This window comes from Flavobacterium sp. UBA4854 (assembly GCF_002399805.1).
In the GTDB taxonomy this organism is placed as follows: domain Bacteria; phylum Bacteroidota; class Bacteroidia; order Flavobacteriales; family Flavobacteriaceae; genus Flavobacterium; species Flavobacterium ginsengisoli.
This window is the reverse complement of the sequence record NZ_DHEI01000063.1, coordinates 1-14,639: the sequence shown is the minus strand read 5'-3', so window position 1 is coordinate 14,639 and position 14,639 is coordinate 1. Positions and strand designations below refer to the sequence as shown.

At 32.4% G+C, this 14,639-nt stretch carries 12 protein-coding genes; 8 read left to right on the top strand and 4 right to left on the bottom strand.

Annotation, left to right across the window (positions count from 1 at the left end; translation table 11 throughout):
• The first annotated feature begins 468 nt into the window (after positions 1 to 468).
• The 3 genes from B3J44_RS09005 to B3J44_RS08995 all read left to right on the top strand — a co-directional run bounded on the left by B3J44_RS09005 (position 469) and on the right by B3J44_RS08995 (position 5,357).
• Positions 469 to 2,811: a TonB-dependent receptor gene (locus B3J44_RS09005; protein ID WP_286967927.1), complete on the top strand. Its 2,343-nt coding sequence runs from the start codon at positions 469 to 471 to the stop codon at positions 2,809 to 2,811.
• 33 nt (positions 2,812 to 2,844) lie between these two features.
• A complete protein-coding gene (locus B3J44_RS09000) occupies positions 2,845 to 4,095 on the top strand; it encodes a DUF4374 domain-containing protein (RefSeq protein ID WP_286967925.1) in 1,251 nt (416 codons plus the stop codon).
• A gap of 98 nt (positions 4,096 to 4,193) precedes the next feature.
• Positions 4,194 to 5,357 (top strand): PepSY-associated TM helix domain-containing protein, encoded by a 1,164-nt coding sequence (locus B3J44_RS08995; protein ID WP_286967923.1) that lies wholly within the window; start codon positions 4,194 to 4,196, stop codon positions 5,355 to 5,357.
• 395 nt (positions 5,358 to 5,752) lie between these two features.
• On the opposite strand, the gene B3J44_RS08990 is transcribed toward B3J44_RS08995, so the two are convergent.
• Entirely contained in the window at positions 5,753 to 7,873 is a 2,121-nt protein-coding gene (locus tag B3J44_RS08990) for a TonB-dependent receptor domain-containing protein (protein ID WP_286967921.1), read from the bottom strand.
• 395 nt (positions 7,874 to 8,268) lie between these two features.
• Entirely contained in the window at positions 8,269 to 9,165 is an 897-nt protein-coding gene (gldA, locus tag B3J44_RS08985; RefSeq protein WP_198854613.1) for a gliding motility-associated ABC transporter ATP-binding subunit GldA, read from the bottom strand.
• Positions 9,166 to 9,313: 148 nt separating this feature from the next.
• On the opposite strand from gldA, the gene B3J44_RS08980 reads away from it, so the two are divergent.
• The 5 genes from B3J44_RS08980 to B3J44_RS08960 all read left to right on the top strand — a co-directional run bounded on the left by B3J44_RS08980 (position 9,314) and on the right by B3J44_RS08960 (position 13,316).
• Entirely contained in the window at positions 9,314 to 9,895 is a 582-nt protein-coding gene (locus B3J44_RS08980; RefSeq protein WP_286967919.1) for an outer membrane beta-barrel protein, read from the top strand.
• A 193-nt stretch (positions 9,896 to 10,088) separates the two neighbouring features.
• Positions 10,089 to 10,670 carry an outer membrane beta-barrel protein gene (locus tag B3J44_RS08975; RefSeq protein WP_286967918.1) on the top strand — a complete coding sequence of 194 codons (582 nt, stop codon included), beginning with the start codon at positions 10,089 to 10,091 and terminating at the stop codon, positions 10,668 to 10,670.
• A gap of 177 nt (positions 10,671 to 10,847) precedes the next feature.
• A complete protein-coding gene (locus B3J44_RS08970; RefSeq protein WP_286967916.1) occupies positions 10,848 to 11,429 on the top strand; it encodes an outer membrane beta-barrel protein in 582 nt (193 codons plus the stop codon).
• 177 nt (positions 11,430 to 11,606) lie between these two features.
• Complete coding sequence (locus B3J44_RS08965; RefSeq protein WP_286967915.1) at positions 11,607 to 11,873, top strand: Lrp/AsnC family transcriptional regulator; 267 nt, start codon at positions 11,607 to 11,609, stop codon at positions 11,871 to 11,873.
• A 96-nt stretch (positions 11,874 to 11,969) separates the two neighbouring features.
• Positions 11,970 to 13,316, top strand: coding sequence for a deoxyguanosinetriphosphate triphosphohydrolase (locus B3J44_RS08960; protein WP_286967913.1), 1,347 nt, complete (start codon positions 11,970 to 11,972; stop codon positions 13,314 to 13,316).
• Between the two features lie 66 nt (positions 13,317 to 13,382).
• Here the strand turns inward: B3J44_RS08960 and B3J44_RS08955 are convergent, their stop codons facing one another.
• A complete protein-coding gene (locus tag B3J44_RS08955; protein WP_286967911.1) occupies positions 13,383 to 14,384 on the bottom strand; it encodes a DUF3078 domain-containing protein in 1,002 nt (333 codons plus the stop codon).
• Between the two features lie 33 nt (positions 14,385 to 14,417).
• Positions 14,418 to 14,639 (bottom strand): transketolase C-terminal domain-containing protein (locus B3J44_RS08950; protein WP_286967909.1); only part of this gene is annotated, 222 nt, incomplete at its 5' end.

The following is a 14,639-nucleotide window of genomic DNA, read 5'->3' as shown; positions in this document are numbered from 1 at the left end:
AAAGTAAACCAGTTTTTATCTGCGTTGAATGATACTGGAAAAGTATTTATGACACCAACAATTTATCAAAACAAAAAAGGGATTAGAGCCTCTTTTGTAAATTGGCGAACAACCGAAAAGGATATTAAATTAGTGATCGAAGAAATGAAACAAACGATTTTAGATATGGAAATCTAATAATTAAAGATCTATTTTAAGAGCCCGCTTATTTTGAAGCGGGCTTTTTTATGTCTTTTATTTTGAATTTCATTTAAAAAAGATAGAAATATTTAACTCTTCAGGTCGTGTTTTTTAATGTAATATTAATTTAATCTTAATTATTTCTTAAGAAAGAATGTATTTTTTATTGATTTCTATTTTTTAAAGTTAAATAATACTTTTATTTAGAATAATTAAAAATAGTATTGTAAAAGCCTGCTGAAGGCCTTAAATTTGGAGCACTTTAATTTTCAAATTCAAAAAATTATAATGCAACTATCTAGATTATTGCTCTTGTTTACAATTCTGTTAATTTCATTTCAAGGGTATTCACAAAAGAACAAATCGAGTTTAAGCGGAGTTATTTTAAATGCCGGGAAACCGCAGGAAGGAGTTTCGGTTGCGCTGAAAGGAACTCCTTATGCTACACTAACTAATAGTAAGGGGGAATATAAATTTACGCTAGCGCCTGGCAACTATACATTAGTAGTTGCATATACAGGTTATAAAGCTACAGAAACAGCAATAATTGTAAAAGAGAGCGCTAAAACTCTTGAAGATATTTCCATTGAAGAAGATATGGCAGCTTTAAATGAAGTAGCTGTAACAGGTAAATCTAAAGTACAGCGTGTTAGGGAACAGGCTTATAATATTACCGCAGTTGATCTTAAGAAAACCTACAATACCTCTGCTGATTTAAATCAGGTTTTGAATAAAACAACTGGAGTTCGTATTCGTGAATATGGAGGATTAGGTTCTGCATTTAATTTTTCTCTAAATGGATTTTCAGGAAGTCAGGTTAAGTTTTTCTTGGATGGAGTGCCTATGGACAGTTATGGATCTGCACTTACATTGAATAACATTCCAGTAAATATGGCAGAAAGAATCGATGTTTACAAAGGAGTTGTGCCAATAGAATTAGGAGCTGATGCGTTGGGAGGAGCTGTAAATATTGTAACTAACAAAAATGTAAACCGTTATATCGATGCTTCATACAGTTATGGTTCGTTTAATACGCACAGAGCTGCTGTAAATACGAGATTTTCTGGTAGAGATGGTTTTATAGCCAACATTAATGCATTCGCTAATTACTCTGATAATGATTATAAAGTTGATGTAAGTGTGGTAGATAAAAATACTTCTAAATTTTTGCCAGAACAAAAATATAAGCATTTCCATGATGGATACAAGTCGGGTACAGTAATGGCTGAAGCAGGATTTAAGAATAGAAATTTTGCAGATTATTTGCTTGTTGGTTTTGCGATGGCAGGAAACAAGAAAGAAATTCAACAGGGAAGAACTATGCAGAAAGTTGTTGGACAAGCTTTTACAGACAGTCAAAGTTTTATCACATCTTTAAAATATAAAAAAGACAATCTTTTTACTAAAGGTTTGTCTTTGAATATTAATTCTACATACGCTCTAGTAAACAACCGCTCTATCGATACTTCTTCGAGAGTTTATGATTGGACTGGAAATTACGTTTACAGGCAGTTTGCCAATGCCGGAGATAAAGGAGAATTGGGCAACAAAACAATTTATGTATACGATGAGGCAAATGCGCAATTCACATCCAATTTGAAATATCAGTTAAATAACCAACATTCTGTTGCCTTAAATTATACTTATCTAGCATATAAAAGAAAGGCAACTGAAGAATTTCAAAAAGTTGTCGATCTTGGTGAACCTACTATCGATAAAGGCATTTTAGGTTTTGGATACAATTTTAGCGGTCTGGATAACCGACTTGCAATTTCTGCTTTTGGTAAGATGTACGATCTGTCGACCAAAATGGTTTCCAATTCGATTAGCCAATCTGCATCGTCAAATAATTATGGCTATGGAGCTACTTCGGCTTATCATTTGTCAGATAAATTTCAAATAAAAGGATCATTTGAACATGCTTATCGCTTGCCATCAGCGACAGAAATGTTAGGTGACGGATTAACAATCAACAGTAATATCGGCTTGAAACCAGAAAGTAGTGATAATGCAAATTTTGGATTGGCATTTCTTACTCAACAAAACAAAAATCATTTTAGTGCCGAAACAAGTTTGATATACAGACAAGCAAAAGATTTTATCAGAGAGAAACAAGACGGAGATAAAACCGTTTTTGAGAATCTTCAAAATGTACAAATAACGGGTATCGACGGAGTTTTTAGATATGGATATAAAGATCTGCTTACTTTCGAAGTAAATGGGACTTACCAAAAAAGTCTCAACAAAAATAAATTTAAATCTGGAACAGCAATTCCAGATGCGCTATATGACGCACAATTGCCAAACGTTCCAATCTTTTTTGGAAATGCCGATCTGACTTTCAATTTTAAAAATGTCAAATATAAAGGAGATCGACTTTCTCTAAACGCAAGTGCAAATTATATAGACGATTTTTATCTGACTTGGCCAGTTTTAGGAAGCTTAGAAACTAAAAAGGCAATTCCAGAACAATTTACTCAAAATGCGATGATTGCATATTCTTTCTTAAACGGAACATATAATCTGGCTTTTGAGTGCCGAAACATTACTGATGTAAAGGTGTACGACTATTTTAAAGTTCAAAAGCCAGGACGTTCCTTCTCAGTTAAGTTTAGATACTTTCTTCAATAATTAAAATAATAATAACCCTTAATACTTTTAATCATGTTTGTAAACAAATTTGCAAAATGCTTTGCATTGGCTTGTCTGTCACTTTCTATTTTTTCATGTAGTAGTGATAATAATGATTCGACCGAACCAACCGAACCAACGGTAAATGGTACTAAATATGTTGCCTCTTATTGGCTTGACGATTATACACAGTATATTCTTGATTTTAATTCTATAGACCAGTTAATGACTGGCGAAATCAGTGCTAAAGGAGTTGGAATTGAACAAAACGGATCTTGTTTTCCTATCGAAAATACATTTTTTGCTTTGAGTACTGATGATGAAGGAGCTGCTTCTTTTAAACTTAACAGCAGTGGAAAACTAGTGCAAGCAGGAAAACTAGCTTTTGAATCGTCTTATGCTGTTGGTTATACAGATGACAAAAAACTAATCAATATTGGTGCAACTTGGGACGGAAGTTCATCAGATTACGAACTTATGATTTACAATCCTGCAACTGTTTCTATAGAAGGACGCAAGTTTAATGATTTTGCTGTAGACCCAGCTAACAAAAAAGTTTTATACTGGCCAACTGGAGTTGCTGTATCAGGAGATAAACTTTTTGTTCCTGTTTACACTAAAGATGTAACAGACGGAACCAATAAAGTATTATCATCTGATGCGACTGTTAGAATTTACAAATATCCTTCTTTAGAATATGTTACAACAATAAAAGATACTAGAACAACTGCAATTGGAATGTATTATACAAATACCGGAATTGTTCAGACAGAATCTGGAGATGTTTATACATTTTCATCTAATGCACGTGCAGGTGGATATCCTGTTACAACTGCTGCTTCGGGAGTTTTGCGTATCAAAAAAGGAGATGCTAAGTTTGATCCAGGTTACTTCTTTAATTTGGAAGAAAGTACATTAAAAGGAAAAGTTCTTGCAGCTTATCCATTAGGCGGAGAAAAAGTTTTCATTTCTTATATTCCTAATGATGTAGATGCTGTTAATGCAGTTTACAGTTTCTTAAATACAAAAACAATTTTCAAGTCGGCTATTTTAGATTTATCAAATAAAACCATTCTTGCTGTAACAGGCTTGCCTGATCATGGTGGAGACGAGTTCTTTGGAGTAGGAAGTTTGCTTGTAGATAACGGAAAAGCATACAAAAGTTTTGTTACAGGAGACGAAGCACGTGTTTATCAAATCGATATCGCGACTGGTGTTGCAAAAGCTGGAGCTCTTATCAAAGAAGGCCTTTATTTGCCTACAATTGGTAAACTTACATATTAATTTTATACATTAAAAAATGGCTTGAGGCATTATGAACATAATCCTCAGGCCATTTTTGTTTTTACACTTTTTTGTAATCTTCTCAAATTTAAATTGCAATGAATATTTTTAAAAAACGTTTAAATAAACCTCCAAATAAAGGAAAATCAAGATTCAGTAAAATCAATGCTTGGCTGCATCTGTGGCTCGGACTTGCTTCTGGAATTGTAGTTTTTATAATGGGAATTACAGGCTGCATTTTGGTTTTTGAACATGAAATAAAAGAACTAACTTCTCCGTGGCTTAAAGTTGAAGCTCAAAGTGCAGATAGAGTTTTGCCTCCTTCTAAAATATATGCTGCTGTTAAGAAAGAATTGCCAGGAAAAGACATTCACGGCTTATGGTATAACGGTTTAGATAAAACAATAAAAGTTGATGTTGCATCTGATTCTTTGATTTATGTAAACCCTTATAATGGAAAAATAACCAGAATGGTTGATCATGAAGATTTTTTTCATGAAATTGATGAAGGACACCGTTATGTTTGGTTGGGTAGAGAAGTAGGAACTGCAGTAACATCTTGGGCAACTCTAATTTTCTTCTTTTTATTGATAAGCGGTATTATTTTATGGTTTCCTAAAAAGTGGAATAAAACAACCATCAATAATAGTTTCAAAATTAAATGGAGTGCCAAATTTAAAAGGCTTAATTATGATCTGCATAATGTTTTAGGGTTTTATTCGCTTCTTTTAGCATTTTTGATTGCGTTAACAGGTTTAATCATGAGTTTTCATTGGGTAAGAGAAAGCACCTACTGGATTACTGGAGGTTTTAGCAATGAAAAAGAAAAGAATGAAGTTGTTGCTGAAATAAAATCGGATACACTTTTAAAACCTAAATATGATATGCTGACTTCTGCGGATATTATTTTTAATCGAGTTCGTAAAGAAATTGCGAAGCAGAATCATGAGGCCGTAATTATTCATTTTCCAGATGAACCGAAAGATAATTTTTACGCTTGTACCGATATGCACAACGGGAATTGGAGAGATTTATATTTTGATCAGAAAACACTAGAATTGCTTCCAAATTCTAAAAAATATATAGGAGATGAGAAATTCCATGATTGGATGAGTCGTTCAAATTATAGCCTTCATGTTGGCGCAATTGGCGGAATAACAACCAAAATTCTCTATTTTACAGCAAGTTTAATCTGCGCGAGTTTACCTATTACCGGTTTTTATATTTGGTGGGGAAGAAAGAAGAAAACAAAGAAAAGCTAGCCGTTACAATTGTTTTTTGAAGAGTCTTTTTGAAGTGAAATAAGCTTTAAAAGGACTTTTTTTATGCTCTTAATCGAAAGATTTTTACGAAAGTGTGTTTATGTCTATAAAAAGCAAAAGATTTAATTTTAAGGATTTTAGAATGTAAAATGATTCTGAATTTAATTGCGCTTTAATAGTTAAATGACAGCTCGTATAGGTAAAATTTAAAGAGGGAATAATTCCAGAAGTTTCTATAATTAGAAAAATTAGTGAATTGCATCACCTATTTGCTATTGCTAAGATTTCAACAATAAAACTAAGCACATTATTAAATGTAGAAGAGCCTGTTTGAAGGAACAGGCTCTTAACTAACACAAAAAAAAACAAAAAACAAGGTATTTAAAGAACGAATTTTATATACGGTATGTAAATGCAATTGTCGCAATACGATTATCTAAATCATATTTTTTATCAATAGTAGTTTGCGCAACTGCCGATTTAATGTAGAAATTATTAGTATTGAAAACATCAGTAAAATTGAGTTTGATGCTTCCTTTTTTGGCTAAAACTTGTTTAGATATTCCGATGCTAAAATCAAAGAAACCATCTCTTTGGTAAATTCCAAGATTAGATTTTGACTGATATTGCGCATTTCCTTCTGCTTTCAAGGTTTCGGTTATAGTAAAAGAATTTTGAACACTCAGATTTACTGTCATTATAGGATCAATAGTATTGCTGTTTAAAATCTCTCCCATAAATTTATTCTCAAAAACATTAAATAAAGTGTTTACAGACCACCATTTATTTAACTCAGCTGTATTGGTAATATTAACTCCGTAATTGTATGATTTGTCAACATTTATTTGAGTTGTAATCGTTGTATTGGTGTCTGGATTATAATTGTACACTTCTGTAAAAACATCTTTGGTGCTATTAAAATAAACCGAAGCCATAAAATTGCTTTTCCAAGCGTAGCCAATTTCCATAGCATGTGTAATCTCTGGAATCAAGTTTGGATTTCCTTGCGAATAATTGAATGAATCATCGTAAAAACGAAACGGATTCAAATCAAACTGGCTTGGTCTATTGATTCTTTTACTGTAAGATGCATGTGCAGAATGATTGCTTGTAAATTCATATTTTAATGAAAGACTCGGAAACCATTTCAAATAATCATCTTTATGCTCTTCATTTAGAGTTTTCTGATCGATATTGATTGCCGTGTATTCGCTTCTTAAACCAGCCTGAATGTTTAATTTTTCTAACTGATATTTGTAATTTGCATAAGCAGCATAAATCTGTTCGTTATATTCAAAATGATTGGTCGAATTAAAATCGATTAGCCATTCGTTGTTTTCATAATATTCATAAACCGATGGATTATCATTGTTTTTAATGCTAGCTTTAAAACCCCACTCAATAGATTGTTTTTCCTTGAACGGATTTACAAAATCGACTTTTCCTGTAAAAACTCTTAATTGAGAAGGAATATAACCGCGACGATCGTTTACAACAGTAGCGTTTGCAGTATTATCGGCACTCTGAAACTGATTAGATCTAAACTTTGAAGTTTCGTATTCAAAATCAAAAACCATATTTTTTCCTTCGTCATTAAATTTATGCGTACCAGAAAAAGCATACGTATAATCAAACCATTTTTCTTTACTGTCATTATAAGTCAAGGCATCAAAAATGAGCTGATTTGTAGTATTAAAGACCTTATTCGTTCCGTCTGCCATATTTTGATAGCGTCCAATTTTAGCGTCTACATAAAGCTCTAAATTGGTTTTGGGCGAAACTTCATATTGAGTTCCAATTTTAAAATTATTAGAAGTCAAAGGCTCATCTGTAATAGAAGTCTGGTGATTGGTAGAAGCAATTTCTTGATGTGTAAGACTTGTATATTGAGTCTGATTGAATGTCTTATGCTCTTCTTCGCCACGGAAAGTATAACTGTAATTTCCGAAAACGCCCCATTTATCTTTATTGTAATTTAAATTGAAACCAGAATTAGTTCTATTTTTTCGCCCTCTTCCGTAACTCGCAAAAGCAGTCCCTTTTAAACCCGAAGCGTTTGGCTTTTTAAGAATGATATTGATAATACCCGCTTTTCCAGCCGCATCATATTTAGAAGAAGGGTTTGTAATTACTTCAATTTGTTTGATATTGGATGAAGTTGTAGCTTTTAAATAATTAGCTAATTCTTTCTGCGAAAGCTGTGTTAATTTACCGTTTATCATTACAGCAACACCTTGTTGTCCGCGAATAGACAAATCACCATCTTGTGAAACCACAACGCCTGGAGCACGCGATAAAACGTCAAGAGCAGTTCCGCCTTCAGACACGATACTGTTTTCTACATTAAAAACAAGACGATCCGATTTTTGAGTGTAAAGTACTTTCTTTTTACTAATCACAATTTCATCTAAAGCATTTATAGTTGTTTCAACAATACTATCAGTTTCTTTTTCTGTTTGAGAATATCCATCATATACCGAAAAAGCAAGCATAAGAGAGGTTATAATTTTTTTCATGTTGTTTGAATTTGGCCTTATTCTAAACCGAGATTTAGAACATAATAATCTTTGTAATTTTTAAAATCAGAATTTATCGCAATACAATTTGTTCTAATTTGTCTGAAAACTTTTTTCGAAGATTTATTACTTGGTTAGGAACAACAGAAATAAGTTTTTTAAGGATAAGGAGGATACGTAACATACCGTGGCATTTAAAATTTGATTTGCCAAATATAATACTATTTATAACAAGTCTAAATAAAAATAGTAATTATTTTTTTAGAAAAACCCTTATTTTGCTGATTTGCAGAAAAAAGAAGAAGAAATAAAATAAAAAAGGAGTCTGTTTTATTTAAAAACAAACCCCTTTTTTAACTTAAAGTTGTCCCGATAGCTGGGAAGTCAGTAATAACTTATTTAGTAATTTCTCTAAAAACAGCTTCTAGATTTTTATTTTTCTGATTCAATTGTAAAGTTTTTAAACCATTTTCGTTGGCAAAGTCAAAAATAGCTGGTCGCATATCTTTATCTGTAACAAAAGTAAGTTCCCATGTCATGTCATGCGTATTTATGTACGAAGCAATATTTTCTAGTTTAGCCAAAAGTTGTTCTTCTACTTTGTAATCAAACTCAACTTCAATAATTTGCTCTTTGTCGGTTGTAACCAAATGGTCTAATTTATTGTCTGCAACGATCTGTCCTTTGTCAATAATTATAACACGATCACAAATTGCTTCGACTTCTTGCATGATGTGTGTCGATAAAAAAACAGTTTTATTTTTTCCTGCATTTTTAATTACATTACGAATCTCCATTAACTGGTTAGGATCCAGTCCGGTAGTTGGCTCGTCCAAAATTAAAACTTCTGGATCATGAAGCAAGGCATTTGCCAATCCAACGCGCTGGCGGTATCCTTTAGAAAGTTGTCCAATCTTTTTATGACTTTCTGGTGTCAGTCCTGTCAGTTGAATTACCTCTTCAATTCTTGTTTTTGGCACATTATAAACATCGGCGTTAAATGCCAAATACTCACGAACATACAAATCCAAATATAACGGATTGTGCTCTGGCAAATACCCAATTGAACGTTGAACAGCTTTGGCCTCCGTCATGACATCGTGACTGTTTACAAGGGCTGAGCCTTCATCTGCCAATAAATATGTGGTCAAAATTTTCATTAAAGTAGATTTTCCAGCTCCATTTGGACCTAAAAATCCAACAATTTCTCCTTTCTCAATCGAAAATGAAATCGAGTTTAATGCTTTTTGTGTTCCGTAACTTTTTGATATGTTGTTTACTTCTATCGACATTGACTTATTATTTGCTACAAAAGTAACGAGAAATAATTTCGATTGCTACATTTTGCCTTTTAAAGTAGTTCTTAAAAAAAACATAAAGTCAGCAATTCACGGCACTGTTGTTGTTAAAGGAATGCTAAAATTAAAATAAACCCAAATCATGAAAAAAATGTTAGTGATGGCTGCTTTAGCTATCTGCAGTTTTGCAAACGCACAAAAAGGAACAATCTTAGTAGGTGGTAACATCGGATACACTTCTGAAAAATCAGAATTCAGATTTAGCGATGATAAAGCAAGTACATTTACTTTTTCTCCTAAAGTAGGTTACCAATTTCACGAAAACTGGACAGTTGGAGGAGAATTCTCTCTAAGCACATCTGATATCGATAATACAGATGTAAAACGTAAAGACAACAAATTTAGAACAGGTGGTTTTGTACGTTATACAAAATCATTAAGCCAAACTTTTTCTGTTTTTGCAGATATGGGAGTTGGTTTCCAAACTGAAAAAAACAAAATCTACACTAATGCAAATAACTATGTAAGATATAAAGGAGATGGTGCTTATGTAGATGTAACTCCAGCACTTTTCATCAACATGAAAAAAGGTTTTGGTCTTAACTTCAGCATTGGTGGTTTAGGATACGAAACATTAAGTTTTGATGATAATGGAGAAGATTACAGCAATTTCTACTTTAATTTCGGTAAAACATTCAATATCGGAATCTCTAAAAACTTCTAATCTTAAGTTTATACATTCAATTTCAGAAAGCGCTCCATTTGGAGCGCTTTTTTTATAACCATTTCTTATTCTTATTTTAATTTTTAAGCTGATTAAGGCGAGTTATTTTTAAGTAATGGTTAAGAAAATGACTACGATTGTATATTGGTATTTTAATTGTTTGTTGTATGTGAAATCTTAATAAATATAACATATGAAAAAAATGCTACTTATTCTTGCATTGGCTATGGTTAGCTATGCAAATGCACAAAAAGGAACAGTATTAGTAGGAGGAAACGTTGGTTATACTTCAGAAAATATTGATCAGCAAACCGATGAGAGAAAATCAAATTCGTTTACTTTTTCTCCAAAAGTGGGGTATCAATTTCACGAAAATTGGACGGTTGGGGCTGAATTTGCTTTAGCAACTTCAAAAAGTACTGCTTTGGATACAGAATCGAAGTATAAGAATTTAAGAGTTGGGGCGTTTGTTCGTTATACAGTTCCGTTAAATGAAACTTTTTCTGTTTTTGCCGATTTAGGAGCCGGTTTTCAAAATAGAACAAACAAGAATTATCAAAACAATGTGCTTTTGTCGGATAGTAAAGCCGATGGTTTCTACACCAATCTAACTCCATCTCTTTTTATTAATATGAAAAAAGGCTTCGGTTTAAATTTTAGTATTGGCGGTATAGAATATCAAACATTAAGCTATGATAGCGATGATACGAAATACAATAGTTTTTCATTCAATTTTGGAAAAACGATTAACATCGGAATTTCTAAAAACTTCTAGTCTTAAGTTTATATTCAATTTTATAAAGCACTCCATTTTGGGGTGTTTTTTTTATGCTTAGTAATATCTCAAAGTTTGTAATGCATTGTTTTTTAGTGTTTTTGTTGCAAAAATAACAAAAAATCTTACTGGCATCTTTCTTGTTAAATTGATTGTAAAATTTAATAAATATCACTTATGAAAAAAAATCTAGTTATTCTTGCGCTGGCAATGTTCAGTTTTGCAAATGCCCAAAAAGGGTCGGTTTTAGTTATGGGAAATGTTGGTTACAATTCTGAAAAAACTTCAAATTCTGGTTCTAATAACAAACAGAATAGTTTTAATTTTGTTCCAAAGGTTGGTTATCAATTTCACGAAAATTGGACTGCGGGAATTGAATCATCGTATACAAAATTAAATCAAGATCTTAGTAATGATAACGTTTATAGCTATAAAACATTTTCTGTGGGAGGTTTTATGCGTTATTCGAAAGTTTTAAACCAAACTTTTTCTGCTTATGCCGATTTGGGAGCTGGATTTCAAAATAAAAAGGAAACAAGTATTAATAATGTAGGGGAGCAATATCCTGATAAAGGCAACGGATTTTATGTTGGTCTAACTCCAGCACTTTTGCTGAATGTTGGGAGAGGTTTTGGGGTAAATTTTAATATTGGATCAATAGCTTACAATACCTTAAATTTTGAAGGAGACAGAACAGTTGATAGATTTAGTTTTACTTTTGGACAATCTTTTGCGATAGGATTGTCTAAGAATTTTTAATGCCGAAACTATATAAAGTAAAAAAAAGCATTTCAATTTGGGATGCTTTTTTTGCTAGAGATTTTCTGAAAATAAAAATTTCTGCTTCTAAAAAATAATGCCAATAAATGAAGCCGAACCATAACTAATATTAGGTCTCATCTATCTGAATATTAAGTTGCTTGTTTTTATTTTTGATTGAGTGTTTTTTGCAATGTTCGTTTAAAAGAACACGCCAAAAATGTCGGGAGCAATTTTGCAAAAGATATTGTTGCACTTCCAGAAATTATAGAATACTACAATATTGCTGGCGATTACGATTTTATGCTTAAGATTTTGGTGCAAGATATGGCTAGTTATCAGGATTTTGTAATGAATAATTTGTCTACTATAGAAAACATCGCAAATACGACTAGTATTTTTGTAATGGGAGAAATCAAACATAGTACAGCTTTAGAGTTTTAAAGCAGAAGAAAATCCTAAAATAAAATGTATTTTTGAAGTCTAAAATCAAGATTTAGATCATCAATCTAAAATCTTTAATCTACAATCTAAAATCAAATGAACTGGGAACAACTTTTATCATTAAAACGTCAGGGCGATACAAGCAAAAGATTACGTGTAGAACAAGATGATACGCGTTTAGGATTTGAAGTAGATTATGATCGCATTATATTTTCTGCTGCTTTTAGAAGTTTACAAGATAAAACACAAGTTATTCCACTTTCTAAAACAGATTTCGTTCACACTCGTTTAACGCATAGTTTGGAGGTTTCTGTTGTAGGGCGTTCGCTTGGCCGTTTGGTCGGAAAAAAGATTATTGAAAAATATCCTTACTTGAAAGAAGTTCACGGTTATCATATGAATGATTTTGGAGCAATTGTGGCTGCGGCTTCATTGGCGCATGATATCGGGAATCCGCCTTTTGGACATTCTGGCGAGAAAGCAATTGGCGAGTATTTTTCTATAGGAAATGGCCAGAAGTACAGAAATCAGCTTACAGATAAACAATGGCAGGATTTAATTGATTTTGAAGGAAATGCGAATGGATTTTCAGTTCTAACGGCAAGTCGTCCAGGAATTGAAGGCGGACTTCGTATTTCGTATGCTACTCTGGGAGCTTTTATGAAATATCCAAAAGAAAGTCTTCCAAAAAAGCCAACTAATAACATCTCAGATAAGAAATACGGTTTTTTTCAGACTGATAAATTATTCTTTGAAGAAGTAGCTAAAGATATGGGAATGATTGCCAATAAATCTGGTGATGATATTGGTTTTGAAAGACATCCTTTGGCGTATTTGGTTGAAGCTGCTGATGATATTTGCTACACAATTATTGATTTTGAAGACGGAATCAATTTAGGTTTGGTTTCTGAAGATTTTGCTCTAGAATATTTGATTAACCTTGTAAAAGACAATATTGGAGTTTCTAAATACAAATCATTAACGACAAAAGAAGATCGTATTAGCTATTTAAGAGCTTTAGCGATTGGAACTTTAATTAATGATGCTGTAAATGTTTTTGTTGAAAATGAAGAAGCGATTCTTGCAGGAAACTTTCCATATGCTTTAACAGAGAAAAGCAAATATAAAGCGCAAATGGATGATATTATCAAATTAAGTATTGAGAAAATCTATCAGAGCCGCGAAGTGATCGAAAAAGAAATTGTGGGTTATCAGATTATTCAAACACTGTTGGATAAATTCATAACAGCATTTAATAACAAGTTTGAAGGAACTGCCTCAAACTACGATAAGTTGATTTTGAAAATGCTGCCAGAAAAACATCATTTAGAGAAAACCAATTTATACGAACGTCTATTGCATATTTGTCATTATGTTTCATTACTGACCGACGGAAATGCGCTTGAGTTGTATGAAATGATTCAGGGACAAAAAAAGCGTTAAATAAAAAAAGCTTCTTTCAGAAATATTCTAAAAGAAGCTTTTTTTTATAATTATAAATCTTTCTCTTTATTGAAAAGCATAAACAAGACCTACGCCAAGAACTTGTCTTAACTGCATTCTCGGGCCGTTATTTACCTGAGTAGTTGCTCCTGTTGCTGGATCAACAACATCTTTTTTGGTTTTAATGTCGTCATCATAAATTAAGTGAAACCCAATATTTGCTTTCACATAAGCATTAACAACAAGGTCTAAACGCGTGTCATAATCGATGTCGACATTTCCAAATTTGTTCAAATAATCAGTATACAAACTTAACCTGTTTTCATAAAAAACGTTTTTATAAATTTCGTTTTTCATATAAGCAGTAAAAAGAATACCAAATTCGGCTTTTACTTTCTGGCCTTCATCAATCAAAATCTGAGAATTTGGATCTAAAGGATCAGTCATATAAGTTGCTTTCTTAACCCCAAATGCACCTTGGTTAGCTAAATCTTGATCTAATACCAAAGTGGTTTTTAATGTTATTGGAGAGAAATAGAAAACTCTATTTTTTTGCTTATTAGAATTCTCAGCTCCAGCTCCCAGAAAGATATAGGCCGGTGCAAAAGGTTTAGAGATTGCAACGTCTGTATTTGGATAATTGTAACCGTTTGTAAATTGCGTATTGAAATTTAATTTTGAAGAGTAATACCAATTTGATGCAGTATCTTTTCTAAACCCATAAGTCGAGTTGAACTGAATAGCGTCGTCTGTTTTTCTTAATTCAGTCCCATCTTGCTTGTTTAAGCCATATTTTACAATAAGTTCGTTAACCCATTTATGATTTTTCTTTGCATAAGTTCTTCCAAATTCTCCTTTAAACAAACCTGAAATAGAACTTGTTCCCCCGGCACTCCAGTTTACAAAAGCAATTTCGGAAATGTCAAAACCAAGCTGATTTTTTTGGGTCCAGTTAGAAGGCGGTTTAGGAACCTGATTTGGACTTAGTGTAGTTTGTATAATCTGGGCAAAGTTATTAGAAGTACACAAAAGCAATAACAGCAAAAGGGTAGAACGCAATAATTTCATTGTGGTAATTTTTGTTTTGGTGTCGCAAAATAATTATTTTGAACCGTTAGAAAAAAGATTTATTAAACTTTTAACGTCAATTTTACACAATTGTTGCAGTTGGTTTACTGTTCCATGTTCAATAAACTCGTCTGGAACACCCAAAATTTCTATAGAATTTTTAAAATTATGTGATGCTGCAAACTCTAAAACTGCACTTCCGAAACCACCATTTTTTACGCCATCTTCGACTGTAATAATGTGTTGGAAAGTTTT

What these genes read in the sequence shown, in the direction of transcription:
- B3J44_RS08955 (WP_286967911.1), bottom strand. Translation starts at nt 14,384, where the DNA reads ATGAAATTATTGCGTTCTACCCTTTTGCTGTTATTGCTTTTGTGTACT.
- gldA (WP_198854613.1), bottom strand. Translation starts at nt 9,165, where the DNA reads ATGTCGATAGAAGTAAACAACATATCAAAAAGTTACGGAACACAAAAA.
- B3J44_RS08990 (WP_286967921.1), bottom strand. Translation starts at nt 7,873, where the DNA reads ATGAAAAAAATTATAACCTCTCTTATGCTTGCTTTTTCGGTATATGAT.
- B3J44_RS08970 (WP_286967916.1), top strand. Translation starts at nt 10,848, where the DNA reads ATGAAAAAAAATCTAGTTATTCTTGCGCTGGCAATGTTCAGTTTTGCA.
- B3J44_RS08995 (WP_286967923.1), top strand. Translation starts at nt 4,194, where the DNA reads ATGAATATTTTTAAAAAACGTTTAAATAAACCTCCAAATAAAGGAAAA.
- B3J44_RS08980 (WP_286967919.1), top strand. Translation starts at nt 9,314, where the DNA reads ATGAAAAAAATGTTAGTGATGGCTGCTTTAGCTATCTGCAGTTTTGCA.
- B3J44_RS08975 (WP_286967918.1), top strand. Translation starts at nt 10,089, where the DNA reads ATGAAAAAAATGCTACTTATTCTTGCATTGGCTATGGTTAGCTATGCA.
- B3J44_RS09005 (WP_286967927.1), top strand. Translation starts at nt 469, where the DNA reads ATGCAACTATCTAGATTATTGCTCTTGTTTACAATTCTGTTAATTTCA.
- B3J44_RS08960 (WP_286967913.1), top strand. Translation starts at nt 11,970, where the DNA reads ATGAACTGGGAACAACTTTTATCATTAAAACGTCAGGGCGATACAAGC.
- B3J44_RS09000 (WP_286967925.1), top strand. Translation starts at nt 2,845, where the DNA reads ATGTTTGTAAACAAATTTGCAAAATGCTTTGCATTGGCTTGTCTGTCA.